This is a genomic window from Parazoarcus communis, from assembly GCF_003111665.1.
In the GTDB taxonomy this organism is placed as follows: Bacteria; Pseudomonadota; Gammaproteobacteria; order Burkholderiales; family Rhodocyclaceae; genus Parazoarcus; species Parazoarcus communis_B.
Genome location: NZ_CP022188.1, coordinates 4,597,784 through 4,622,906 on the forward strand (window position 1 = coordinate 4,597,784; position 25,123 = coordinate 4,622,906).

Annotated in this window: 20 protein-coding genes; 19 read left to right on the forward strand and 1 reads right to left on the reverse strand. The window is 62.4% G+C overall.

Translation table 11 applies throughout. From position 1 onward, the window contains the following. The 12 genes from CEW87_RS20935 (at position 1) to CEW87_RS20990 (ending at position 16,785) form a co-directional block, all read left to right on the forward strand. On the forward strand, positions 1-933 hold the full coding sequence (locus tag CEW87_RS20935; protein ID WP_108976130.1) for an ABC transporter permease: 933 nt from the start codon (positions 1-3) through the stop codon (positions 931-933). 367 nt (positions 934-1,300) lie between these two features. Continuing rightward, positions 1,301-1,717, forward strand: a complete 417-nt coding sequence (locus CEW87_RS20940) for a sugar 3,4-ketoisomerase (RefSeq protein WP_108976132.1) — start codon at positions 1,301-1,303, stop codon at positions 1,715-1,717. Beyond that, positions 1,714-2,574, forward strand: a complete 861-nt coding sequence (locus CEW87_RS20945; protein ID WP_108976134.1) for a sulfotransferase family protein — start codon at positions 1,714-1,716, stop codon at positions 2,572-2,574. Before CEW87_RS20940 ends, CEW87_RS20945 begins: the two co-directional genes overlap by 4 nt. A 109-nt stretch (positions 2,575-2,683) precedes the next feature. Next, positions 2,684-3,784 carry a DegT/DnrJ/EryC1/StrS family aminotransferase gene (locus CEW87_RS20950; protein ID WP_108976136.1) on the forward strand — a complete coding sequence of 367 codons (1,101 nt, stop codon included), beginning with the start codon at positions 2,684-2,686 and terminating at the stop codon, positions 3,782-3,784. Further along, a complete protein-coding gene (locus CEW87_RS20955; protein ID WP_108976138.1) occupies positions 3,781-5,079 on the forward strand; it encodes an ATP-grasp domain-containing protein in 1,299 nt (432 codons plus the stop codon). The genes CEW87_RS20950 and CEW87_RS20955 overlap by 4 nt, the downstream gene beginning before the upstream one ends. A 1-nt stretch (position 5,080) precedes the next feature. Further along, positions 5,081-6,010, forward strand: a complete 930-nt coding sequence (locus CEW87_RS20960; protein WP_108976140.1) for a hypothetical protein — start codon at positions 5,081-5,083, stop codon at positions 6,008-6,010. Further along, on the forward strand, positions 6,007-6,939 hold the full coding sequence (locus CEW87_RS20965) for a GNAT family N-acetyltransferase (protein WP_108976142.1): 933 nt from the start codon (positions 6,007-6,009) through the stop codon (positions 6,937-6,939). The genes CEW87_RS20960 and CEW87_RS20965 overlap by 4 nt, the downstream gene beginning before the upstream one ends. A gap of 8 nt (positions 6,940-6,947) precedes the next feature. Continuing rightward, the gene (locus tag CEW87_RS20970) at positions 6,948-7,724 is read left to right on the forward strand and encodes a class I SAM-dependent methyltransferase (protein ID WP_234421604.1); all 777 of its coding nucleotides are present in this window, start codon (positions 6,948-6,950) and stop codon (positions 7,722-7,724) included. 2 nt (positions 7,725-7,726) lie between these two features. Further along, complete coding sequence (locus tag CEW87_RS20975) at positions 7,727-9,148, forward strand: hypothetical protein (protein ID WP_108976146.1); 1,422 nt, start codon at positions 7,727-7,729, stop codon at positions 9,146-9,148. A 520-nt stretch (positions 9,149-9,668) separates the two neighbouring features. After that, positions 9,669-11,150 carry a flagellin gene (locus CEW87_RS20980; RefSeq protein WP_108976148.1) on the forward strand — a complete coding sequence of 494 codons (1,482 nt, stop codon included), beginning with the start codon at positions 9,669-9,671 and terminating at the stop codon, positions 11,148-11,150. Between the two features lie 453 nt (positions 11,151-11,603). After that, a complete protein-coding gene (locus CEW87_RS20985; protein ID WP_108976150.1) occupies positions 11,604-13,028 on the forward strand; it encodes a methyltransferase domain-containing protein in 1,425 nt (474 codons plus the stop codon). Between the two features lie 16 nt (positions 13,029-13,044). Continuing rightward, complete coding sequence (locus CEW87_RS20990; protein ID WP_108976152.1) at positions 13,045-16,785, forward strand: glycoside hydrolase family 99-like domain-containing protein; 3,741 nt, start codon at positions 13,045-13,047, stop codon at positions 16,783-16,785. Here CEW87_RS20990 and CEW87_RS20995 read toward each other — a convergent pair whose 3' ends face one another. Further along, on the reverse strand, positions 16,786-19,104 hold the full coding sequence (locus CEW87_RS20995; protein ID WP_108976154.1) for a tetratricopeptide repeat protein: 2,319 nt from the start codon (positions 19,102-19,104) through the stop codon (positions 16,786-16,788). Between the two features lie 240 nt (positions 19,105-19,344). On the opposite strand from CEW87_RS20995, the gene CEW87_RS21000 reads away from it, so the two are divergent. From CEW87_RS21000 to CEW87_RS21030, 7 genes are all read left to right on the forward strand, one after another. After that, complete coding sequence (locus tag CEW87_RS21000; RefSeq protein WP_108976156.1) at positions 19,345-20,826, forward strand: flagellin; 1,482 nt, start codon at positions 19,345-19,347, stop codon at positions 20,824-20,826. A 77-nt stretch (positions 20,827-20,903) separates the two neighbouring features. After that, complete coding sequence (locus CEW87_RS21005) at positions 20,904-21,311, forward strand: flagellar protein FlaG (protein WP_108976158.1); 408 nt, start codon at positions 20,904-20,906, stop codon at positions 21,309-21,311. A 27-nt stretch (positions 21,312-21,338) separates the two neighbouring features. After that, positions 21,339-22,769: a flagellar filament capping protein FliD gene (fliD, locus tag CEW87_RS21010; protein ID WP_108976160.1), complete on the forward strand. Its 1,431-nt coding sequence runs from the start codon at positions 21,339-21,341 to the stop codon at positions 22,767-22,769. A gap of 17 nt (positions 22,770-22,786) precedes the next feature. Further along, the gene (gene fliS / locus CEW87_RS21015) at positions 22,787-23,191 is read left to right on the forward strand and encodes a flagellar export chaperone FliS (protein ID WP_108976162.1); all 405 of its coding nucleotides are present in this window, start codon (positions 22,787-22,789) and stop codon (positions 23,189-23,191) included. Between the two features lie 12 nt (positions 23,192-23,203). Further along, positions 23,204-23,527, forward strand: a complete 324-nt coding sequence (locus tag CEW87_RS21020; protein ID WP_108976164.1) for a flagellar protein FliT — start codon at positions 23,204-23,206, stop codon at positions 23,525-23,527. A 36-nt stretch (positions 23,528-23,563) separates the two neighbouring features. After that, positions 23,564-24,700 (forward strand): flagellar hook-length control protein FliK, encoded by a 1,137-nt coding sequence (locus tag CEW87_RS21025; RefSeq protein ID WP_108976165.1) that lies wholly within the window; start codon positions 23,564-23,566, stop codon positions 24,698-24,700. Next, the gene (locus CEW87_RS21030; RefSeq protein ID WP_108976167.1) at positions 24,687-25,025 is read left to right on the forward strand and encodes an EscU/YscU/HrcU family type III secretion system export apparatus switch protein; all 339 of its coding nucleotides are present in this window, start codon (positions 24,687-24,689) and stop codon (positions 25,023-25,025) included. The genes CEW87_RS21025 and CEW87_RS21030 overlap by 14 nt, the downstream gene beginning before the upstream one ends. The last annotated feature ends 98 nt before the right edge of the window (positions 25,026-25,123 follow it).

Below are 25,123 nucleotides of genomic sequence, written 5' to 3' on the forward strand. Positions count from 1 at the left end.
ATGGACGCTTCGCTCTTCACCTCGATGCTGTTTGCCACCGTCGTGGCCGGCACCCCGCTGATCATCGTGTCGCTCGGCCTGCTGGTCAATGAAAAGGCCGGCGTGCTCAACCTCGGCGCCGAAGGCATGATGGCCATGGGCGCGGTCGCCGCCTTCGCCGTCACCCACCACACCGGCAGCCCCTGGCTGGGCGTGCTCGCCGGCATGGGTGCGGGCATGGCGGTGTCGCTCGTGTTCGGTCTGCTCACCCTCACGCTGCAGGCCAACCAGGTGGCCTCCGGGCTCGCGCTGGCGATCTTCGGCGTCGGTCTGTCGGCCTTCATCGGCAAGCCCTTCGAGTCCATCGCCCTGCCCGCGGTGCCGCCGATCCGCATTCCCTTCATTGCCGACCTGCCGCTGATCGGCGAGGCACTCTACAACCAGCAAGCCCTCGTCTATCTGTCGTGGGCGATGTTCTGGGCGGTGGTGTGGTTCCTCTACCGCAGCCGCGCCGGCCTGGTGTTGCGCGCCGTGGGCGAATCCCCCGCCTCGGCGCACGCCATCGGCCACCCGGTCATCCTCATCCGCTATCTGGCGGTACTCTTCGGCGGCGCCATGGCCGGCATCGGCGGCGCCTTCCTTTCGGTGTTCTACACCCCGATGTGGGTCGAAGGCATGGTCGCCGGTCGCGGCTGGATCGCCCTCGCGCTGGTCGTGTTCGCCACCTGGCGCCCGCTGCGGGTCATGGTTGGCGCATACCTGTTCGGCGGCGTCATGATCACCCAGCTCTTCATCCAGGGCTCGGGCATGCAGATCGACTTCCCCTCGCAGTTCCTGTCATCGCTGCCTTATTGGGCCACGATCATTGTGCTGGTGGTGATCTCACGCAACGTGAATACGATTCGCTTGAATTCGCCTATGTCGCTGGGGAAACCGTTCCGGGCTGAGGGGTAGGCGCGCGAGAAGGTCGCAATAATGAGGCCCGTATTCGCGGGCTTTATTTTTTTGCGAAGTCCGCGCGGACTGATGCCAAATGACGATATTTGTCCATGTTTTGCAAAAACCTGACTGGAATTCTTCAAATGGCGCGGAACGACCGCACTGACACCGACGAGGTGTGTGTAACGCGATGATCTTGCCTGCCGCACCAAACCAAACGCCGCAACACAATGCGAGATGGCGCATCAAAAAGAAAAACAGTAGCCAAAACCCATAACTTTTCGATCTATCAATCGTCCCCCCACCCCCTTAGAATTGCAACGTGCCCTGCTTGCCAGGAAGTCAATCAAAGGGTAATCGCTACGGCAACAAGGGATGGACCATGTCACTCGATGACTGCAGGATGATCGAACTACCGAAAATTCACGACCAACGCGGGAACCTGACCTTTGTCGAGGGTGACAGGCATGTTCCCTTCGATATCAAACGCGTGTACTACCTCTATGACGTACCCGGCGGTTCGGATCGCGGCGGCCATGCTCACGGAAAGCTCCAGCAGTTCATGATCGCCATGTCGGGGAGCTTTGACATCGTGCTCAACGATGGTGATCGCGAGCGCCGCTTTCACCTCAATCGTTCATACAACGGCATCTACATCGCGCCGATGACCTGGCGCCATCTCGATAACTTTTCTTCGGGTGCCGTCTGTCTGGTGCTCGCTTCAGCGTATTACGACGAGGCCGACTATTACCGCGACTATGCGTCTTTCAAGATTGCGGCACAGGCCTCACGTGCATGAAGAACACCTCGACTCTTCCCAGCGAGGCTGGCATGCGTGGTAGCCGCTTGATTATCGTCGGTGGCGCGCCGCGCTCAGGGACCAGCCTGTTCCAATCCATGATGGACTCGCACCGTGATGTCTATGGCGGGCCCGAGTTTGATCACCTGACAGACATCGTCAACTTGCGTAACCGCCTGCAGCAGGGCTTGCACTATGGTCGCATCACGCACTTCGTTGATGCGGCTCAGATCGATGACGCCATGGGGCAAATGGTGGAGTCCCTGCTTTATCCCGTCGCAGATCGCCACGGGGTCAGCCGGCTCTCGGAAAAAACACCGATGAATGTCCTCGTCTTCAAGGACCTGATGACGATACTGCCGGGCGCAAAATTCGTACATGTCATACGCGACCCGCGCGCAGTCATCATGTCCATGTATCAGGTCGCCAAGCGCATTGATCAGGCCGGACAAACACGGCCGCCCTTCCTGGCCAACCTGGAAGCGATGGCCTTGTACATCAATCAATGCGTGCATGCCGGCGTTGAAGCCTGCGAGAGTCAAGCCGCCCGCGCGATCATCGTGCGCTACGAAGATCTGCTCTCCCGTACCGAAGACACGATGATGAATCTGCTGAAGTTCCTTGACCTGCCTGATGATCGTGCGGTACTGAACCCGGGCCAGGTCGTGCACGAGAGCGCGAGCCTGTTGAAGGACGGTTCCGACCCATGGGCCGGCGGGCGCAGAACCTATACCGATCCAGAGCGTGAGAATCAGGACAAGTGGCGCGAAGATCTTGACCCAAACTCAATCGAAGTACTCAACCGCCTGTTTTCCGCTGCTCCGGTTTACGCTGCACTGGACTACAACTTCGATTGATCGAGATCCGCGTTGCGCGGCCTGCGCATCGACAAACATGCGAAAAATTCACGGCATTTGGTTGCGGACGTTTGGATCCGTTAGCCGAGTCGACTGACTGCGCACCGAGATGACGACACCTTTCTTCGACATGCAGGCGATCACCACCCCGATCGAATCCGAGTTAAGGGATGCCTTCGAGCGGGTGCTGAGCAGACATCACTTCATACTGGGTAACGAGCTCACGGCCTTCGAACAGGAGTTCGCCCGCTACTGCGGCGTCGAACACTGCATAGGCGTTGGCAATGGGCTCGAAGCGCTTTATCTGACACTTCAGGCCATGGGTATCGGCGCCGGGGATGAAGTCATCGTTCCGGCCCATACTTTCATCGCCACCTGGCTCGCCGTCACCTGGAGCGGCGCCCGGCCCGTCCCGGTCGAATCCTGTCCATTCGGCTTCAACATCGATCCTGAACGCATTGTCGAAGCGATCACCCCCCGCACGAAAGCCATCATCGCCGTGCACCTTTATGGTGAGCCCGCCGATATGGCCGCGATATGCAGCATCGCGGCAAAGCATGGTCTACAAGTGATCGAAGATGCTGCGCAAGCGCATGGCGCGCGCTACCACAACCGCCCCGTCGGCAGCCTCGGTGACGCGGCCGCCTTCAGTTTCTACCCGACCAAGAACCTCGGTGCGATGGGCGACGGTGGCGCGATCTGCACCAATAGCGCAGCCCTGGCATCGCGCCTGCGCTCACTGCGCAACTATGGATCGCAGACCAGGTATCAGCATGACGAAGTTGGCTACAACTCTCGGCTCGATGAGCTTCAGGCCGCCTTTCTGCGTGTCAGGCTGCGACGCCTCGATGAAGACAATCGCGCGCGCCAGTCAGTCGCCCAAGCCTACATTCAGGCATTGTCAGCGCTGACGCATATCACCGTGCCGCAGACGCCCGACTGGGCCACGCCCGTATGGCATCTTTTCGTCATTCGCTGCACACGGCGCGATGCGCTGATGAAGGCCCTGAAGACAGCGGGCATCGACACCCTGATCCATTACCCTGTACCGGCCCATCGACAGGGGGCCTACTCCAGCGAAGACTGGCCCGATCTGTCGATGACCGAACAGCTCTCGTCAGAAGTACTGAGTCTGCCGATGTGGCCTGGACTCGACCCTGCGCCTGTCATCGCGGCAGTGCTGCAGGCACATCGGGAGCTGGCCTCATGAAAGCGCCACCGTGGAATGTTCTCGTATTCCCGGCCGGCACAGAGGTCGGGCTGGAAATTTTCCGTTCACTCGAACACTGCAAGGAGGTGCGGCTGTTCGGCGCCTCTGCAGCCGTGGTCAACCACGGACCTTGCGTCTTTGCGCGCTATCGCGAACTGCCATCCATAGACCACGCCGACGCCTTGCACGCCCTGAGGGCACTGATCGAAGCGTGGGAAATCGACTTCATTTTCCCGGCAAATCCACTCGTCATGGATTTTCTCGATGAGCACCGACGCGAAATCTCCTGCGCCATCGTCATGCCTGCCAGCGACACCTTCAATATCGTCCGTTCCAAGTCCGCCAGCTACAAGCACCTGGCGCAGCAACTACCGGTACCGAAACTGCATAGTGCGGAGAGCATCGAGCGTTTTCCGGTTTATCTGAAGCCAGACCGCCTGTATGGATCGCAGGGAGGACAGCGACTCGATAGCCGCCACGCACTCACGGCCGTCGGCAGTCTGGAGGGCATGCTCCTCTGCGAGTACCTGCCGGGCGATGAATACACCGTCGACTGCTTCTCGAGCAGCACCGGGAAATTGCTGTTCGCCGGCCCACGAACGCGCGAGCGCATCCGCATGGGCACCTCGATGCACAGCAAGGTACCGGACAGCGAGACCCACGCCGAATTACTCGCGCATGCCCTGCAAATCCATAATGCGCTGGATCTGACCGGCCCGTGGTTCTTCCAGATGAAGCGCGATGCTCAGGGCACGCTGAAGCTGCTGGAAATCGACCCGCGTATCGCCGGCACCATGGCGTTTCACCGCGTACAGGGCATCAACTTTCCCCTTCTGGGGCTGCTCGACAAGGCTGGCATGAGCGTGCGCATATTGCGCAACCCGTACCATCAGTACAGCATCGATCGGGCACTGACGAATCGCTACCGACTGGACCTGCGCTACACCACGGTCTATGTGGACTGGGACGACACGCTCGTCATCAAGCAAACACTGAACACGCAAATGCTGCAGTTTCTCTATCAATGCATCAACCAGGGAAAGCGCATCGTTCTGCTATCGAAATCACTCGCAGCCGACAAGGAAGCGCTGCTCGCCCGTTGGCGCCTGCAATCGCTCTTTGATGAAGTCCATTGGTTGCGTGAAGATGAATCGAAAAGCGATTACATCCACGACACCGACGCAATTTTCATCGACGACAGTTTCACGCAACGCGAAGAGGTCGCCAGGCGTTTGGGCATCCTGACTTTTGATCCCAGCATGGTCGAAGTATTGCTGGACGACCGAGGGCTCTAGCATGATGCAATGGCAAAAACTCGGGCAGGTCTATCACCGCCAGCCCGATGCAGGCTGGTGGCATAGCCACACCATGGCCCCCTCCGCCATCTGCCTGAACGACGAGGTCATCCGTGTCTTCCTGGGCTGCTGGGATAGCGCGGGCATCTCCCGCATCGGCTATGTCGATGTATCGGCAGAGCGCCCCAATGAGGTCCTTGCTGTGTCCCCCAAGCCTGTTGTCGACATCGGCCGACCGGGCTGCTTTGACGACAATGGCGTATTCCCCGGACATGCTACGCGCGTGGGCGACACGATCTACCTCTACTACACCGGTTTTCAGCTTGGCGAGAAGATCCGCTACTTCAATTTCGGCGGCTTGGCGCTGAGTCGCGACGGCGGTCAAACCTTCACTCGCGTCTCCGAGGCGCCCATCCTCGACCGCGCCGACGAGGGCCTGAGCGTTCGCGCAGGGCAATCCATCCTGCACGAATCAGGCGCTTTCCACACGGTCTATTCCGCAGGTAGTGACTGGGTCAATGTCGGTGGCTATCTGCGGCCAACTTACGATGTGTATTACCAGTCTTCTCCCGACGGTCTGGCGTATCAACGCAGTGGGCAGCGCATCGTGACGCACGACGCAAGCGTAGAGCACGGTCTGGGCAGGCCCCAGCTCGTCCGGCTCGGCGAGCGCTATGCCGTCTTCTACACCCGCCGCACGCTGGACATGAAATATCACTTCGGACTGTCACTTTCCGACGACTTGCAGCACTGGGAGCGCGCCGACCATCTCGCCAACATTGCCCATGGCACAGGCTTCGATAGCGAGATGGTGTACTTCCCCTCGCTGGTCAGCGTACCCGGAAGCGGACGACGGTTCCTCTTCTACGCCGGCAACGGATTCGGTCGCGACGGCCTTGGTGTCGCCGAACTGCATGGGGACTTCCCGTGATCGCCGCCGCCTATTCGGCAAAAGACCGCAAGCGCTGGGACGCCTTTGTGCGCAATAGCCGCAATGGCACGCTGCTGTTTGAACGCGCCTACATGGAATATCACGCAGAGCGCTTTGTCGACGCCTCGCTGATCATCGACGAAGCAGATGCGGCGCTAGCCCTCCTGCCCGCCAGTCGCCACGACAATACGATCCGCTCACATGGCGGACTGACTTACGGCGGCTTCATCACCGATGGTCGCATGCGGGTCGAGAAGATGCTCCGCACATTCGATGCCGCGCTGGCGTTTTACAACAGCATCGGTATCACACGGCTTGAATACAAGGCCATTCCGCATATCTACCATCAAGCACCGGCCGAGGAAGATGCCTACGCCCTGTTCCGCCTCGGTGCCCAGTTGCTCAAGCGCGAGCCCTCAGCAGCCTTGCATTTGCTCGATACCGGCTTGCCTGGCAAGAAACGCAATGGCGCAGCGCGCGCAGCGCAGCTTGGTCTGCGCCTTGAGCAGGTCAGCACCGCCGATGCGCTGATGGCGCTGATCAACACGAATCTGCAACTGCGTCATGGTGTCAGTGCCGTTCACAGCGCTGCCGAGATGAATCGCCTGCGCGCGGCCTTCCCCCGCAGCATCGAAATTTTCCACGTCAGCGACGGAGACGGTCTCCTTGTAGGAGGTGCCATCGTTTACGTCGCGGGGCCGGTTGCGCACACCCAGTATCTCGTTGCATCCGAGGCTGGTCGCGCTAGCCGCGCAATGGATTTCCTGATTCATGCGCTCGCCGCGCGCTATCGCGAGGGCTGCCAGTGGCTCGAGTTTGGCATTTCGACAGAAGCGGGCGGACAGGTTCTTAACGAAGGGCTGATGAGCCAGAAGGAAGAATTCGGCGCACGTTGCGTATGCTACGACACCTACGTGATCGATCTTTGAGCCCTGCAATGAAAGCATCCGTTGATCCAGCGCAATCCGATAGCACGCAGGGCGATCCCGCGATCTGTGCCTACACCGCACACTATCTCCGCCGCCAGGGCGGAGCACGCTATCCGGCCGAACATCTGGTTCGCATACTGATGGGCCGTCATCCGAGACTGGCGCTGGATCAAGCGGATTATCGCGGCGCCCCCTTGCTGGAGGTCGGCTGTGGCGACGGCAGAAATCTTGGGCTGTTTCATGACCTGGGCTTCAGGATTCACGCCACCGAAGTCAGCGCGGCAATATGCGACTCGACCCACGCTCGACTCCAGAAGGCTGGCATACCGGCAAGCCTGGATGTCGGCACCAACGCGCGCCTGCCCTATCCCGACGCATCGTTTCGTTACCTGATTGCCTGGAACAGCTGTTACTACATGGAAGCCGGGTCGGCCTTCGCCGATCACGTCATGGAATATGCTCGCGTACTCACGGACAAGGGCTTTCTCATCCTGTCTGTGCCGATGCCCACAAACTACATCTTCAATGACTGCGTTGCCCATGATGATGGCAGCACCACACTGACCACCGATGCTTTCGGCGTACTTCAAGGTGCCCGACTGCAGCGCTTCAGCGATGCCCAGGCCCTGCAACAGAGTCTTGAAGCAGCATTCGCCGATTTCTCACACGGAGAAATACGTGCGGATTGCTTCGGTGTTCAGAACGATCACTTTCTGCTCGTGTGCCGAAAATACAGCCCGACGGATTCTCCGCAATCACAGCAGGATCATCAGACAAGGGTCTGACCATGAATCAGGATCTTCTTTCCTTCATAGCCGCCATCGAAGCACTTTTCGCAAAGCGTGAGGCGGATTCGGCGCTTGCCGCGATCCGCGCACTGGTAGATACGGTGACCAATGACCCGGCAACAGTCGGAAACGTGCTGTCGTCGCCGGGCCTCGATGAGCTCTGTCAGAAGCTCGGGGCTATTTCGCTCCATTACCTCGAATCTGAAAAGATGCGTCCCCCGACGGCCGACCGCCAAGCCGATGTCATCATTCTCGCCACGGAGCTCTATGGTGTGGGGGGGCATACGCGGGTTATCGAGGACATCATCCGGGCGCAGCCGGATAAGCATCACCTGATCCTGATGACGAATTTTTTCTCGCACGATTACCAATTCGACCGGGAGCGCTTTACCAGGCTCGGCGTCGAAGTCAGGACACCCGAGTCTGGTGACTATGTGAGTCGCCTCGTGTGGACACAGCGCCAACTGTGCAGCCACCCCGACGCGCAGGTATTGGTGTTCAACCACCACGCCGATGTGGCCGCCATTGCCGGCATTCAGCCCGGCCTCAATCGCGAGGTGGTGTTCTGTCACCACGCTGATCACCATCTATGTCTGGGCGCTGCGCTGGATTGGGTTCGCCACGTGGACCTCTACGAAGACTTCTGCAACACCTGCCGCGGGGCCGGGATCAAGGCCGAACTCTGGCCCCTGTCTGTACCGGACATCGGCGCACGCCCTCACGATCCCGCTTCGTTCCGCCGGACTGGCTCCTTGCTCACCGCCTGCAGCGGCCACGACGCGAAATTCATGGCCCCCTACCCCTTCCACTACTGGATGGTCCTGCCGCAGGTCCTGCGACGCAGCGGCGGCAGGCATCTGCACATCGGCCCCTTGTCTGGCGACGTCCTGAACGCCATACATGCAGAACTGGCCGTGCAAGGCGTCAGCGCAGATCGCTTCACACATATCCCGTGGGTCGAAAACCTTGGCGCAACGCTCAAGGAACAGGATGTGGATCTTTACATCGGGTCGTTTCCGCTAGGCGGCGGACGCGCCATCATCGAGGCCATGGCCGGCGGCACCCCGATCGTCACCCATGCACACCACATGCACCCACCGCTGGGCAGCGCCACGCTTGGCCCCGTTGGCACCTGGTGCTGGTCTACTCCGGACGAGTTGCTCGCCATCGTCGATTCGGCTTCACCAGAAGCCCTTGCCAGTCAGTCGCAGCGCGCACGCGAACACTATCTGCAGGCCCATGCTCCAGCAGGTTTCGAGGCCGCGGTGCGCGGCGCCCCGACAACAGTCGCTGCAGCGCCTGAGAATATCCGCAAATCGCCCGCAGTCGACCCGCTTGCAGCGTACCTCTTGCGCGCGCAAGTGCGTAACGAGACCTTCCCCATCGTCTTCAATCTGCTCGCTGAGGCCGCACAACAGTGAGTTGACTGTTTCTTGATTTTCGCTCGTTCATACGCAACAAATACGATGCCGTTCGACGCCACCACATTGTGCGGAGGCCGATGACGGTGACCATCGTAACCAGCCCGTCACCTTGCTCCCGAACACTGCTGCGCAACACCCTGCGGCAACAAGGTAAAACCCGGCTTGCAACGGTGCAGAGAGACAGGAGCAGCTCGTCCCCTCTCACCTCGTGGATCACCGCCTGGACAGGGCCGGCCTGATCAGGACGAACCGGGCCCGGCTGTCACCCTCCCGGTCACGATGCTCCGTCTCAGAAATGTTGCCGCCGACCGGCAAAAGGCTGCCAAGCTCCGATCGCAAGCCGGCAAAACTTGCCGAAAATCACCAATAAAGCCACCTAAAACAATGAAACAGAAAGAATAAACATGCTGGCACGCATCTCGCTATGTCTGTTTCAGAAGGCTCGGATTCATCAACGGTGTTCCAAACAGCTAGCCAATCCGGGCGACATCAGAACCTGATCTAAGGAGATGCAAAAATGGCACAGGTAATCAATACCAACGTCGCCTCGCTCAATGCACAGCGTAACCTGAACACCTCCCAGGGCTCGCTCGCGACCTCGCTGCAACGCCTCTCCTCCGGATTGCGCATCAACAGCGCCAAGGACGATGCCGCAGGCCTCTCGATCTCGGAGCGCATGACCTCGCAGATCCGCGGACAGGATCAGGCCCGGCGCAATGCCAATGACGGCATCTCGCTGGCGCAGACGGCCGAGGGCGCGCTGCAGTCGTCCGGTGATGTGCTGCAGCGCATCCGCGAACTGGCGGTGCAGTCGTCCAACGCAACGAACTCGGCCTCGGACCGCCAGGCACTGAACGCCGAAGTCAATCAGCTCACGGCCGAGCTCGACCGCATCGCCCAGACCACCGAATTCAACGGCAGCCGATTGCTCGACGGTTCCTTCACCACTGCGACCTTCCAGGTTGGCGCCAACGCCGGGCAGACGATTCAGGCCACGACGGCAAACTTCAGCACGAATCAATATGGCGGCTACCGGATCGGCTCCCAGGCAGCGGCCACTTCAGGCGCCAAGGGCGACCTGACGACCGGCAGCACCCCGTTCTCCGTCGCCTCGTCGGCCGCAGCATCAAACCGGGTTGTCGGCGGAACGATCACGATCAACGGCGCCACCGGTGCGTCAACCGCCACGATTCCAGCAGGTGCATCGGCAAAGACCGCCGCCGCGCTGATCAATACCGAGAGCGCCACCACCGGCGTCAGTGCATCGGCGAAGACCGAGTTCGACATCGACTTCAGCGCCCCCAATATCAGCTACAAGTTCGATGTCAGTTCGAACAACTCAGCTGCGGTCACCATCTCCTTCACCATTGGTGCAGAAGACAACGACGGACTGGCTTCGGCCATCAATGCGTTCAACGACGTTTCCTCGAAGACCGGTGTTTCGGCGCGCATCAACGATACCGGCGACGGCATCACCCTGCTCAACGCAGCGGGCGAAAACATCACCATCGCCAACGCGGCGTCGGGTTCTGCTGCGGCCACCATCGGCGGAACGGCGACTGCTGCAGGCGCGACCGCCATCGGAACCGGCCAGCTGGTGCTGGACTCGGACAAGTCGTTCAGCATCGACGCACCGAACACGACCGACTTCTTCAACGCGACCACTGCTGCGGCTCAACTGCAAAAAGTGAGCGACCTCGATGTCAGCTCCGTCGATGCCGCACAACGAACGCTTGCCATCGCAGACGCGGCGCTGTCGGCAATCAACGGACAACGGGCAAAATTCGGCGCCCTGCAGGCACGGTTCGACACCACGATATCCAATCTGCAGGTATCGTCCGAGAACCTGTCGGCCTCGCGCTCGCGTATCCGCGACACCGACTTCGCGTCCGAAACTGCGAACCTGACACGCGCCCAGATCCTGCAACAGGCTGGCACTGCAATGCTGTCACAGGCCAATGCGCTGCCACAGCAGGTGCTGCAGTTGCTGCAGGGCTGATTCCTTAAGTACCATCGAGCTTGTCGGATCCGCCACTTAGCCCCTGCTTCCGGCCCCGAAATGGCGCCAGAAGCAGGGGCTAAGTGCCAAACCCGAAGCGCTCATCCGAAGTGGAAACTGGATCGGCCGCGCCGTTCTCGCTGAGCACCATCCGCGACCTTGCTCCGTGGGCCGCAGCGGCGCAGAAAAAAGGCATCGAGCAACAACGACGTCACCTGCATACTGGCAACCTGATGCCACACAGTGCTCAAGCTCGCTCAGTTCACCATTTCGATCAACAGCCGCTCAAGACCAAGGCACTGCGGTCCGAGACGTCCGGCGAGCTTCGCGCTGAGTTGCCAAGCTTCGATGCATCTGCCAACAACAGGATCAGACCGGACGCCTCGCCCGTCACATCTCCCCCCGTTTTCAGCAAACCGGCCCGACTAACACGACGCCAAGGGACTCGCACCGATGCAGACTACCCCCGCCGATAAAGACCGCGACCAGATTGAGCTGGCCCGCAGCCTCATTGCCCAGGACGATCTCGCGGAAGCTGCCGATATCCTGACGGCGCTGGTGCTGGCCGATACCCCGCTCGCCGACGCCTACCATGACCTCGGCTGCCTCGCCGTCCGGCAGGGCGACGTCGAGACGGCTTCAGCGCTCTTCAGTCGGGCCCTGGAAAAGAACCCCGAGTCGCTCACCGCCCGCCGCAGCATCGCGCTGGTGCAGGCCATCGAGCACCAGTACGACGACGCGCTGGCCACCCTCAGTCCTGTCCTTCGTTCCGGCCAGGCTGGCAGCGACGACTTCGGGCTCGTGCGCGACATCCTCGGCAAGGCATCGGCGCTCGGCCCGATCGCTTGGGCGCGGTTGCTCTCGGACCTGCGCACACCCTCGCACGAACAGAAGCAGGCGATCGACGAATACCAGACGATGCGTCAGCAACTCGCGGCACAGAAAGCAGCTAACGAGCAGCTGCGCGCCGAACTCGACGAACTCCGCGTCGAGTTGCGTCTCCTCGCGTCCACGCCTAACCCCGAAACGCGCAACGTCGCCTGGCAGCGGATCCATGCGCTGTCCGACGAAGACTGGCAGAACGTGCTGATCCGCAGCGTCAACATGCCTTCCTACCAAGGATTCCCCTTGCCGGGTTTTCCCGAGGACGCGCTGCAGACAGGCACCGTCGGCTCCAGCAATGAACCCGCGCTGCGCGAGGGCTTTAATTTCTACCGCGCTGTAAAGGCGCTTTGTGCCACACACGGTCATCCTCTGTCAGCCGCCACGCGGCTGCTCGATTTCGGCACGGGGTGGGGGCGCTACTCACGTATTTTCATGAAGGAGATCGCGCCGGACAACATCACCGGGGTCGACGTCGACCCCGACCTCGTCCAGGTGTGCCGCCGCACCTTTCCGTACTGCAATTTCGAGCTTGTTCCGCCCTTCCCGCCGACTGAACTGCCCGCAGCACAGTTCGACCTCGTCATCGCCTATTCCGTTTTTTCCCACTTGTCGGAAGCCGCCGCCACCGCGTGGGTCGAGGAGTTCGCGCGCATCCTGGCCCCAGGGGGCATGATCGCGATCACCACGCAAAGCCGGCGCTTCCTGGCCTACTGCGACACCATACGTCGCACGGGCGAAATCACTCACCCCTGGCACCTGAAGCTTGCCGAGTCCTTCGTCGACCTCGAAGCGTCTCAGGCCGCCTACGATCAAGGCGAGTTCCTGTTCTCAGCCACGGGGGGCGGTGACGCCCGACCGTCAAGCTTTTATGGCGAAGCCCTCGTGCCACCGGCCTTCGTCGAACGCGTCTGGTCGCGCTTTCTTGAGCCGGTCACCTACATCGACGACGGCAGCCTGCCTCAGGCCCTGATCGTCATGCGCAAACCCAGCTGAAGCGAGCACACCGCCCATGCAGCCGAAACTGATCGCCTTCCACCTGCCCCAATTCCACCCGATTCCTGAAAACGATGCCTGGTGGGGCAAGGGCTTCACTGAATGGACCAACGTTGCACGCGCCACGCCCCATTTCCCCGGCCACCACCAGCCGCAGTTGCCGACCGATCTCGGCTTCTATGACCTGCGCCTGCCCGAGGCTCGCGCCGCGCAGGCCGAACTTGCACGCGAATACGGCATCCACGGCTTCTGCTACTACCACTACTGGTTCAACGGGAAGCGCCTGCTCGAGCGCCCAGTGGAAGAGATCCTTGCGTCCGGCGAACCGGACTTCCCCTTCTGCCTGTGCTGGGCCAACGAGAACTGGACCCGGCGCTGGGACGGCGCCGAGCAGGAAATCCTGATCGGCCAGAACTACAACGACGACGACGATCGCGAGCACATTCAATACCTGATCGAGGCTTTCCGTGATCCACGCTATATCCGGGTCGACGGCAAGCCACTGATCCTGATCTACCGCGCCCGCCATCTGCCCGACCCGAAGCGTACGACCACCATCTGGCGCAACGAAGCGCGCAAGGCGGGTATTGGCGAAATTTTCATCTGCCGCGTGGAGAACTTCTTCAACGAGCGCGATGATCCCCACGTGCTGGGGTTCGACGCCTCGGTAGACTTCCAGCCCGACTGGATGGCAATCAACGACGACAACCCGAGCGTCGTGCTGCCCGACGAGCATTTCGTGGTCGACTACCGCGACATGGTCGAGTCGCAACTGGACCGGCCCGATGTCCCGCACCTGCGCTTTCCCGGCGTCACGCCGTCATGGGACAACTCCGCCCGCCGCAAGAAGAACGCCTTCATCATCGCCGACAGCGCGCCGGAAGCCTATGAGCACTGGCTGACCGAGACCTTGCGCAGCGTATCCGACCGTCCCGAGAGCCAGCAACTGGTCTTCATCAACGCGTGGAACGAATGGGCCGAGGGCAACCATCTCGAACCCGACCAGAAGTTCGGGCGTGGCTACCTCGAAGCCACCCGCCGTGCGCTCGAGACGGCCGCCGCACCACGGACACTGAAATCCCCGCCGCTGGTCGATCCGCTTTCCCACAACGGTTTCGTCCCACGGGAAGCGTATGCCAGGCGCCAGTCTGCGCAACGCCTCAGCAAGGCGGCCGGCCTGCTGCATGATCAGCGGCTGAGCGGCTGCGCCCCGCCGCACATCCGTATCGTGCTCGACGCCACCAACTGCAGCGACGCTCAACTTCAGGACTCGCTGAACTCGGTTGCAGCCCAGCTCTATGAACACTGGCAGCTTGAGGTGCTATCGCAGCGGGCCGCGCCGAACATTGCCTCCTCGCGCCTTGGCTGGCACACCATCGAGCCGCAGCAGGCAGCGGCGGCCACCCTGCAGCTGGTCGAAAGTTCGGGCGACGACTGGCACCTCGTTTTCGCCGGCGGCGAGCTTCTGGCCGAGGATGCCCTGCTGTTCGCAAGCCAGGCCTTGATCGATGCCCCCGAAGCCAGCCTGTTGCTGACCGACGGCGACACCCGGGATGCTGACGGCAGACCGGTTCGAACCTGGCTCGCCCCCGGGGTCAACCCCGACTGGCTAAGATCCACGCTCAGGATTGGCGGCCTCGTCATTGCCAGCACGGGGATCATCCGCAATGCCCTGCAGGACATCGGCGACTCCCCCACCAACGCATTGCCCCTGGCGGCCGTGCTGCGCGCGTTCGAAGACGCAGATGGGCACCACATGCTTCACCTTCCCCGCATTGCGCTGAGCCGGCCTGATTCCGTAGCCCCGATTCCGCTTGGTTTTCGCGCCGAGCTGCTGCAGGCCCACCTCGGGCGCCAGGGCCATGCAGCCGGGATCGAACACGGCATGCTGGATGACAGCTGCCGTATTCGCTACGAGCACGCGCAGGAGCCCCCTGCGGTCGCGATTGTGATCACTGGCATCGGCGACCGCGGCATGCTGCTCCGGTCAGTGGAAGGCATCCTCTCCCACCCGGCCACTCCCCCCCTTTCGATCCTGTTGCCGCTGGCGCCAGACTGTACCGCCGACACGCGTGAGTGCCTGCAACAACTGGCTGCGCTCGGCTCACAGGGCATCCGGATCATTGAGGTCGCGGCAGGGTCGCCGACGGCTGTGGCGAATCAGCTCGCAGCGGCGACCGAGGCCGACGTGCTGCTTTTCCTGGGCAACGGACTGATCCCGCTCGATGCGGACTGGCTCGATGCCCTGGTCCGCCATGCGCTCAGGCCAAGCATCGGCGCAGCCGGCGGCCGTGTGATCGCGCCCGATGGCTCGTTGCAGCACGGCATGATCCGGCTCGGCCAGATGGGCGTTGCCGCGACCCCGTTCCAGGACGTATCGGTCGGCTATACCGGCAACGGGGGTGAGTTGCAGCTCGAACAGAACTGCACCGCAGTCTCGACGCAGTGCCTGATGATCCGGCGCAAAACCTTCCACGACGCTGGCGGATTCGCAGCCGACCGCTATCCAGCGCGCCACGCCGAAGTCGACCTGTGCCTGCGCCTCGCCGAGCGGGGCCTTCGCACCGTGTGGACGCCCTATTCGACCGTCGTTGCGCCTGCACCACGTCCAGCGCCGTCCTTCGGCCCGCCTGTGCGCGACGATGAGGCTTTGCTCGACGACTGGCTTGAGCGCGTCCCGACCGACCCGTATTTCAACCGTCAGCTCACGCGCCATTTCAACCGGCCACGGCTACAGACCGACGTAGCGCTCGCGCAGGATGCGCTGCCCTGGCACCCGGTGCCGCGCATCTACGCCCACCCCGCAGACCTGGCCGGGTGCGGCGAGATCCGCGTTTCCACGCCGCTGCGCGCGCTAAACCGCGCCAGCCTGATTCAGGGCGGCGGCGGCACCCGCTTCCTTGGCCCATGGGAGCTCGCGACCGTCGCCCCCGACACGGTCGTGACTCAGCGCATCTTCAGTGACCTCGGGCTGACCTGGCTGGCTGCCTACCGCAAATATGGCCGCAGCCTGCTGATCTACGAACTGGACGACCTGATCACCCGTATCCCACGCGAGAACGAACACGGAAAAGGCTTTCCGGCCGATATCGAGGCCCGCATCGGAAAGGCCATCGGCCTGTGCGACCGCCTGGTGGTGTCGACCGCAGCGCTGGCAGACGCTTATGGCCGCTTCGCAAACGAAACCGTAGTCGCCCCCAATCTCCTCGACGATGCAATATGGGGTGGCTTACAGCCCACCCGCAAACAGGGCGCCCGACTCCGCGTCGGCTGGGCCGGCAGCACCAGTCACGGAGGCGATCTGGCGCTCATGCACGACGTGGTGCGCAGCCTGTCCGACGAGGTGGACTGGGTCTTCCTGGGTTTCTGCCCCGATGCGCTTCGCCCCTTCGTGCGCGAGTTTCACCCGTCGGTGGCTGTAAAGAACTATCCCGCGGCGCTGGCCGGCCTCGGGCTCGACATCGCCATTGCGCCACTCGCGGCCAATGCCTTCAACGAAGCCAAGAGCAACCTGAAGCTGCTCGAATACGGTGCGCTCGGCTATCCGGTCGTGTGCAGCAATGTCCTGCCTTACCAAGGCAAGCTGCCGGTCGTCAGGGTTGCGAACACCACCCAGCAGTGGGTGGCTGCACTCCGGCGTTTGCTGGCCGACGCAGACGAACGCCAGTCGCTGGGAGACTCACTCCGGACCGAAGTCCGGGCGAACTGGATGATCGACGCCCGGCGCGCCGAGTGGCTATCGGCCTGGACGCGCTGATCAGTCCGCGACCTCGATACGACCCGCCCCTGGGCCATCCGTCCGCCGCGCCCAGGCCATTTCGAGGCCGCGCCCGAGATGGCGGGCGAAGGCTGCCGTATCGAACAGTGCGCAGTGTTCGCGCGTCGTCTGCAGGCGCGTCCGCAAGGCGGCAAGCGCCGGTCGATCATGCGCGAGCGCAAGGATCAGCGCCTCATAGGCCGCATCGTCATGCGCTACCAGCTCGGGCAATCCCGCAGCGTTCACAATGCTGGCCGACACCCGTGACACGAAGGTGGTACCGCAGCGCGCGACCTGTGGCACGCCGGCCCAAAGCGCATCGCTCGCAGTCGTGTGGGCATTCACCGGAAATGCGTCGAGCGCGAGATCGGCCGCAGCCAGGCGGCCTAGGTGGCCCCCGGATGACATCCGCGGAGCCCAGACCAGACGCCCCGGATCAACGCCAGCCATGCTTGTCGCCGCAATCATCGCCTCGCGCGCCTCGGGGCTGGCCTCGAGCAACCACAGGATGGCGTTCGGGATGGCCCCGAGCAGGCGCATCCACTGATCGAAAACCGCACGTGTGATCTTGTAGGGCTGGTGGAACGCTGCCATCACGAACGCGCCTTCGGGCAGCCCGAGGTCAGCGCGCGAAGCCCTCGGCCCGATGGCACGTTTCAGGTCGTTCGGCTGGTAGCAGCCCGGTACGCTCAGAACGCGCTCGCTGTAGTGCGCCTCCGCGCCCGGCGGAATCGTCACCGGATCGGCAATGATGTAGTCGATCCACGGCGCACCCATCGTTCCCGGAAAGCCCAGCCATTGCATCTGCACCGGTGCAGGGCGATAAGCCAGGATGCCGCCCCGGTAGCCCTGGGTCCAGCCCTTGAGATCGATCGCGATGTCGATGCCGTCGTCGCGCATGCGGCACGCTGCAGCCTCGTCGCTGAGCGCGCCCACTGACACCCATTCGCGAATGCTTTGCTGCAAGCGTTGGCGATAGGAGTCCTGGACGTCGGGCCCATGATCGTAGGCAATCAGGGTGAAACGGGCGGGGTCGTGGTACTCGATTGCACCCGCGAGCAGGTGAGCTGTCGCGTGATCGCGGAAATCCGCCGACAGGAGCGCAACGCGCAAAGGGCCCGCCGCCCGCGCACGAGGCTGCGTCTGCCCTGCTTGCGGAAAGCGGGCCGAGAAGTGACGTGCGAGCTGCAACTGGGTGGCCGGGTCCGAGCCCGGCGTCGCCAGCCACGCAAACGGCGAAGGCGACTCGCCCGTGCTCAGGACTTCGCCACTTTTCAACTGTCCAGCAAAGGCGCTCTCGAGCAGCTCTGCCCCATCCCAGTCGAGCACCTGACGACATGCGTGCGCCGCCTGCAGTATCCATGCGGGGCGTTCGGATCGTTTTACGGCCTCGATCAGTGCCTCGCGCGCCAGCGCATGTTCGCCAAGATCCTGCGCGGTGCAGCCAAGGTTGTAATAGGCGTCTGCGCACTCGCAATCGCACTCAAGTGCCTTCAGCAGTGCCGTCCGGGCCTCCTCCAGCTGCCCCGCATCACGCAGCGCTACCCCGAGGTTGCTCCACCCCTGTCCCCACTCGGGCGCCAGTGCCACTGCCCGACGACCCGCCGCAATGGACTCACCGATTTCGTGCCGGGCGCGCTGCGCAAGGCCGAGGTTGGACCATGAAACCGCATCGTCCGGCGCAAGGCGGACAGCCTCGCGCAACCAGCCCTCGGCCTCGGCGGGCTGGCCTTCGCCCGTCTGCAGCAAAATGGCACCCAGCAGAGCAGCCGCACCTGCATCGTCCGGAAGCGCACTCAGATTGCCACGACAGAAGCGCTCTGCCTGCGCGAGGTCGCCACGCTCGACCAGAAGCTCCCTGCACAGGCGGGCAAGCTCGCGATCCTGCGGCAGCAGGGCATGGGCAGACAGAAAATGCCTGAGCGCATCCCCGGGCCGATGTGCCTGCAGCAACACGCAACCGAGGTTGTAGACCGGCGTCGGCACACCCGGCTGCATTGCGATTGCCCGCTCGTGCGCCTCGATGGCCGCATCCAGCTGATTATCTGCCGCCAGGGCATTACCAAGATTGCTCATGGCCTGCGCGTCCTGTGGCAGCAAGCGCACCGCTTCGCGCAGGGCAATCACGGCCTCGGCCGCGCGCCCCATCTCCAGTAACGCACACCCATGCAGCTTGTGTGCGAGACCAGCTTCGGGGTGCCGCAGACACAAGGCCGCGGCAAGCGCAGCAGCCTGTGCATGCCGCCCGGCAGAAAAATGTGTCGCAGCGGCGCTCAAGGATTCCCTGTCATGCGCCGAAAGCAGTTTGGGCTGCACCATCAATCAATTCCCCAGGCATCGTCGGTGCCGCGCATCTTAACCGGTGTTCCCCGCAGCCTTGCCCGGACACGGCAATCGTTGCAAGGTCAAGCACACAAGCGGGAGAAATTTCCTAAAGTTCTCCGATCATGGTCCGTTAATGGAATCAAGAGCGCAGGAATCAGGATTCAACATCTGGCTCGCATCGGACACCCCGGCCAGCGCCGGACATTTTTGATACTTCTCTAACGGAGAAAAATCATGGCACAAGTTATCAACACCAACGTTCAGTCGCTGAATGCCCAACGCAACCTGAACACCACCGGCAGCTCGCTGGCCACTTCGCTGCAGCGCCTCTCCTCCGGCCTGCGCATCAACAGTGCAAAGGACGACGCGGCCGGACTCGCAATTTCCGAGCGTTTCACCGCCCAGATTCGCGGCCTTGACCAGGCTCAGCGTAATGCCAACGACGGCATCTCGCTCGCCCAGACCGCAGAAGGTGCGCTTCAGTCATCTGGCGACATCCTGCAGCGGATTCGCGAACTCGCTGTGCAGTCGTCGAACGCGACCAACTCGGCTTCCGACCGTCAGGCACTGAACGACGAAGTCAACCAGCTCACGCAAGAGCTCGACCGCATCGCCAAGACCACCGAATTCAACGGCCAGAAGCTGATGGACGGCTCCTTCACTTCGGCAACGTTCCAGGTTGGTGCCAATGCGGGTCAAAGCATCACCGCAACGACGGCCAACTTCTCCACCAACCAGTATGGCAACTACCGCATCGGCTCCAAGGCGGCGACCACTGCAGGCGGCACGGGCGACCTGACCAACGGCAGCACGGCCAACGCAATTGCCTCCAACGCTGCAGCGACCAGCCGTGTCGCAGGTGGCTCCATCACGATTAGCGGTGCGACCGGCTCCGCCACGGTTTCGATTACTGCGGGCGATTCGGCCAAGAAGGCTGCTGAACTGATCAATGCGCAGACCAGCACCACTGGCGTGAAGGCATCGGCCAAGACCGAAATCGACGTGACCGCCATGGCGGCGAACACGACCTACAAGTTCGACGTTTCTTCCAACAACAGCACTGCAGTGACGCTCTCCTTCACTGTCGGCTCTGCTGTTGATCAGGACGGGCTGACTTCGGCAGTCAATGCGTTCAACGACGTGTCTTCCAAGACCGGCGTCACCGCGCGCATCAACGACACCAATGACGGCATCACCCTGCTCAACGCCGCAGGTGAGAACATCACCATTGCCAACGCTGCGAGCGGATCGGCCGCTGCGACCATCGGTGGCACCGCGACTAACGCAGGTGCTTCGGCAGTCGCCACGGGCCAGCTGGCCCTCGACTCCGAAAAGTCGTTCAGTGTCGCTGCCGCCAACACAACCGACTTCTTTAACGCCACAGCAGCGGCAGGACAGTTGCAGAAGGTCAGTGACCTGGATGTCAGTTCAGTCGATGCAGCGCAGCGCACACTGGCCATGGTCGACTCAGCCCTCGCGGCGGTGAATAGTCAGCGTGCAAAGTTTGGCGCCCTGCAATCACGCTTCGAGACCACCATCTCCAACCTGCAGACCACAACCGAGAACCTGTCGGCCTCGCGTTCGCGGATTCGTGACACCGACTTCGCATCGGAAACCGCCAACCTGACCCGCGCACAGATTCTGCAACAGGCCGGCACCGCGATGCTGTCCCAGGCCAACGCCCTGCCGCAGAACGTACTTTCGCTGCTCGGCTAAGCGGAGTAGGCTGAGGAAAACCACACGGCGCGAAGTTCGCAAGAGCCTCGCGCCGCTTTCCCTTGAGGGAGGCAATCATGACTATCCCTGCGTTAAGCAGTTCCATGGCGTCCGATGTGCTGTCGCACGCCACTGCGGCACCGCCCGCCGGGTCGGCTCAGACTTTGGGATCGACACGGAACAGCGGTACGACAACCGGCGCTGAACAGATTTCGTCTGCGACGGCCACCACATCGCAACAGTCTTCAGGCACGCCCGCTTCGCTGCAGGAAGTGGAGCAGGCGATGGAAGAAGTGCGAAGTGCAATCGCCCCAATGGCACAGGACTTGCTTTTCTCCATTGAGGAAGACACCGGAAAAACCATCATCAAAGTGGTGGATTCGAGCACTGACGAAGTCATCCGGCAGATTCCGTCCGAGGAAATCATTACCATCGCCAAGGCGCTGGACAACCTACAGGGCTTGCTGCTCAAACAGAAAGCCTGAGCGGCTGCGGCTTAGAAGGAGAACGTTATGGCGGGCATTACTTCAACTGGTCTGGGTTCGGGGCTCGACATCGAGTCGATCGTCAGCCAACTGATGACGGTAGAAAGTCGTCCGCTCAGCCTGCTCGCCGCCAAGGAAGCAAGCTACCAGGCAAAACTCTCCGCCTTCGGCCAGATCAAGAGCGTGCTCTCGTCGCTGCAGACGGCAACAACTGCCTTGAACGATGCGGACAAATTTGCCGCAACCAAGGCAACATCGAGCGGCGACGGCGGCTTCACTGTCAGCTCAAGCACAGCCGCTTCAACCGGAAGCTATAGCGTGGATGTAATGCAGATGGCAAAGATCCAGCGCATTTCGACACCTGCGAGCACCAGCTTTGTCCCCTCCGCCGGCACGCTGACGATCAACTTCGGCACAGTCTCCGAGGTCAACGGATCGAACACCTTTGTCGATGACGTGCCGGCGCGCACTGCCTCGCTCGACTTCACGGGCAGCACACTTGCAGAACTGCGCGATGCGATCAATGCCGACAGTACGCTCGGCATCAAGGCCAGCATCGTCAACAACGGCTCGCAGAATCAGTTGGTGCTCAGTGGCACCACCACGGGCGCCAACATGGCATTCAAGCTGACCGGTGACAATGGCCTCGCAGGGCTGAGCTTCGACCCGGCCGCCACGGCCGCTCCTACGGATACGATGTACTCCGTTCAGGCTGCGCAGGATGCCCGCATCAAGGTCGACGGCATCGAGATCACGCGTGGCAAGAACACCATTTCCGACGTCATCGAAGGGGTCACCCTGACGCTGACCAAGGAGCCGAGCGGCACCGCGACCAGCCTGGTCAATACCGTCTCCGTGTCCGAAGATCAGACCGCGGCAAAATCTGCGATCGAAGCATTTGTGAAGGCCTATAACGAGGTCAGCAGCACGATCAAGAGCCTCACGGCCTACAACACCGACACCAGTACGGCTTCCACGCTGACTGGCGACTCCACCGCGCGCAGCATCGCCAGTCAGTTGCGAAGCTCGCTCAGCGCCTCTTTCAGCGGGCTTGGAACCGCCACGACGATGTCGCAGATCGGCATCAGCTTCGACAAGGACGGAACCCTCGCTTTCGACAGCACCAAGTTCTCGACGGCGCTCAGCGACTCCGACATGAACGTCTCCGCCCTGTTCACCGGCACCGACGACGTCGATGGCTTCGCCACCACCTTCAATGCGCGCCTGAGCGCCTATATCGACAGCGACGGCCTGATCGCCGCCCGCACGGAAGGGATCAACTCGACGATCAAGTCGATCACGAAAAATTACGACACGCTGGAAACCCGGCTTGAAGCCACTGAAGCGCGCTACCGGGCGCAATTCACGTCGCTCGACACGCTGATTTCCGGCCTGAGCCAGACCAGTACCTATCTGACGCAGCAGTTGGCAAACCTGCCTTCCTTCAGTTCCAAGTAACAAGGACGCCGACTTTCATGTTTGGAACCTCATACGCGAATCGTGCATCGGCTTATGCCCGAATCGGCACACAGACCAGCGTCGAATCAGCCACGCCCCACAAGCTGATCCTGATGCTCTACGACGGCGCGCTGCTGTCCATCGCCACGGCCACCGCTGCCATGCGCAACAAGAACATTCCGGCAAAAGGTGCCGCCGTGTCGAAGGCGATCGACATCATCACCAACGGGCTCAAGGTCAGTCTCGACCTCGAAGCCGGCGGCGAACTTGCCGCTCGTCTGGACGCACTCTACGAGTACATGGGTGAGCGCCTCCTGTACGCCAACCTGCACAACAACGAGGCAGCGCTGGAAGAAGTCGCCAACCTGCTGAGCAGCCTGCGGGAAGCCTGGGAAGGCATCGCCGGCCAGGTTTCGACCTGACGGAGACCGGTCATGCTGACACCCGGAACCGGCGCCCAGTTGCTGAGCCTTTACGAGGCCATGGCCGTGGCCGCACGTGAAAACGACTGGGATCAGCTCGCAGAACTCGAACATGCCGCAGCAGACGTGCGCAAGTCGGCCCAGAGCGCCTCGAACGGCTCCGTGCTGTCGGCGGACGAGCAGCGTACGCTCGCCGGATGTATCCGCAGCATTCTCGAACTCGACCGCGAGATCCGTACTCACGTCGAACCCGCGCTTGAGAGCACCCGCAAGCTGCTGTCGACCACCGTGCGAGACAAGGCCGTGCGCAACGCGTACGGCAATCTCGGGGGGTGAGCGGCTTGACGGTCTGCTGACCGGACGCCCCGCACCATGATTCCAGCCGATCTCGCCGCCCGCCTCCGCCTGCTCAACGAAGCAAGCTTCTTCAATACCGATCCACCGGTCGCGGGGCTGCAACGGGCGCGCGAGATCCAGGCGCAACTGCCGGAGCTCGTTCCCGGTCAGCGCTTCTTTGCCACCCTGCAACGCACCCTGCCTGACGGCACCTTTCAGGCACTGGTCGCGGGCAAGCAGGTTACGCTGGCGCTCAACACCTCCGCCAAGGCCGGCGACACACTCGAACTGATCGTTGCCGAAACCACACCCAAGGCGGTGCTCGCCCGACTGGCGAATCCCGACGCCGCTCAGGCCAACAGTTCGGCCCCTTCAACGCTGAGCCAGACCGGCAAGCTGATCAGTTTCCTGCTCACCGGACAGCCGGCCTCAAAGCCCGTCGTACTGGCAAACAACCAGCCGCTGCTGACCACCCCGCCGGCAAACGGTGCCGCGCTGGTGCCGATGCTGCGTCAGGCCGTGGCGCAGAGCGGGCTGTTCTATGAGTCGCATCAGGCGCAATGGCTGTCGGGCAAGACCGACCTCGCAGCCCTGATGCGCGAGCCGCAGGCGCAGGCCGCCGCGACGCCCGGTTCGCAGGCCGCACAGCTTGCCGCACGCCCCGGCCCCGCATCGGGCACTGCAGCGCAAGCCGCCGGCAACGCCGCGGTCGCGGCAGGTGCTGCCGGGAGCGAGAATGCACGAGGCGTCGCCTCTGCGCTCGGGACGGAGGCAGCCGTCAGCAAGGCGGGCCCGGTGGCCGAGCGCACCCTGCCGGTCGTCCATCAGCAACTCGATGCGCTGGCCACCAACCAGTATGCCTGGCATGGCTTTGCGTGGCCGGGGCAGAAGATCGAATGGATCATCGAGGACCCGCGCGGCGAGGCCGAAGGTGGTGAGGCCGAAACGCCTGCCGAATGGAACACCACACTTCGCCTCACCCTGCCCCGCCTCGGCGGCATGGAAGCGCAGCTGCATCTGACGCCGGCCGGCGTTGCCTTGCGCCTGCGCGCAGACGACCCCGAAGCCATCGCCGCCCTCGAGGCCGGACAGGGTGCGCTGGCCGACGCGCTAGAGGCCGTCGCCGTGCCGCTCACCGGCATGGTCGTGGAGTTGCGTGATGAGCGCGGATGAAACCCCGGGCCGCGGCGAAGCGGTCGCCCTGACCTACTCCAGCGGCGAAGGCGCACCGCGCGTCGTCGCCAAGGGGCGCGGCCTGATCGCGCAGGAGATCATCGAGCGTGCGCGCGAAGCCGGTGTCTATGTGCACGAATCGCCCGAGCTGGTCTCCCTGCTGATGCAGGTCGATCTCGACACCCATATTCCGCCCCAGCTCTACGTCGCGGTCGCAGAACTGCTTGCCTGGCTGTACCGTATCGAACAGGGCAACGATGCGTCGCCACCGCCACCACCCGCACTGGCCGGCCTGATGGGCGCACCGACCAAGAAGCCCGAGTAGCGCCTCGCAGGCACCGATTGCGCCGCACTTGAGCGCGGACAGCGCACCCCGCACCGAGTCGTGCTATAAGATTTGCGCAATACCCTCCGGAAACCGCA

Coding starts and splice junctions, on each gene's coding strand:
- CEW87_RS20970 (WP_234421604.1), top strand. CDS start 6,948: ATGAAAGCATCCGTTGATCCAGCGCAATCCGATAGCACGCAGGGCGAT.
- CEW87_RS20985 (WP_108976150.1), top strand. CDS start 11,604: ATGCAGACTACCCCCGCCGATAAAGACCGCGACCAGATTGAGCTGGCC.
- CEW87_RS20950 (WP_108976136.1), top strand. CDS start 2,684: ATGACGACACCTTTCTTCGACATGCAGGCGATCACCACCCCGATCGAA.
- CEW87_RS21005 (WP_108976158.1), top strand. CDS start 20,904: ATGACTATCCCTGCGTTAAGCAGTTCCATGGCGTCCGATGTGCTGTCG.
- CEW87_RS20955 (WP_108976138.1), top strand. CDS start 3,781: ATGAAAGCGCCACCGTGGAATGTTCTCGTATTCCCGGCCGGCACAGAG.
- CEW87_RS20945 (WP_108976134.1), top strand. CDS start 1,714: ATGAAGAACACCTCGACTCTTCCCAGCGAGGCTGGCATGCGTGGTAGC.
- CEW87_RS20995 (WP_108976154.1), bottom strand. CDS start 19,104: ATGGTGCAGCCCAAACTGCTTTCGGCGCATGACAGGGAATCCTTGAGC.
- fliS (WP_108976162.1), top strand. CDS start 22,787: ATGTTTGGAACCTCATACGCGAATCGTGCATCGGCTTATGCCCGAATC.
- CEW87_RS20940 (WP_108976132.1), top strand. CDS start 1,301: ATGTCACTCGATGACTGCAGGATGATCGAACTACCGAAAATTCACGAC.
- CEW87_RS20980 (WP_108976148.1), top strand. CDS start 9,669: ATGGCACAGGTAATCAATACCAACGTCGCCTCGCTCAATGCACAGCGT.
- CEW87_RS21030 (WP_108976167.1), top strand. CDS start 24,687: ATGAGCGCGGATGAAACCCCGGGCCGCGGCGAAGCGGTCGCCCTGACC.
- CEW87_RS20960 (WP_108976140.1), top strand. CDS start 5,081: ATGATGCAATGGCAAAAACTCGGGCAGGTCTATCACCGCCAGCCCGAT.
- CEW87_RS20975 (WP_108976146.1), top strand. CDS start 7,727: ATGAATCAGGATCTTCTTTCCTTCATAGCCGCCATCGAAGCACTTTTC.
- CEW87_RS21025 (WP_108976165.1), top strand. CDS start 23,564: ATGATTCCAGCCGATCTCGCCGCCCGCCTCCGCCTGCTCAACGAAGCA.
- CEW87_RS20935 (WP_108976130.1), top strand. CDS start 1: ATGGACGCTTCGCTCTTCACCTCGATGCTGTTTGCCACCGTCGTGGCC.
- CEW87_RS21020 (WP_108976164.1), top strand. CDS start 23,204: ATGCTGACACCCGGAACCGGCGCCCAGTTGCTGAGCCTTTACGAGGCC.
- CEW87_RS21000 (WP_108976156.1), top strand. CDS start 19,345: ATGGCACAAGTTATCAACACCAACGTTCAGTCGCTGAATGCCCAACGC.
- CEW87_RS20990 (WP_108976152.1), top strand. CDS start 13,045: ATGCAGCCGAAACTGATCGCCTTCCACCTGCCCCAATTCCACCCGATT.
- fliD (WP_108976160.1), top strand. CDS start 21,339: ATGGCGGGCATTACTTCAACTGGTCTGGGTTCGGGGCTCGACATCGAG.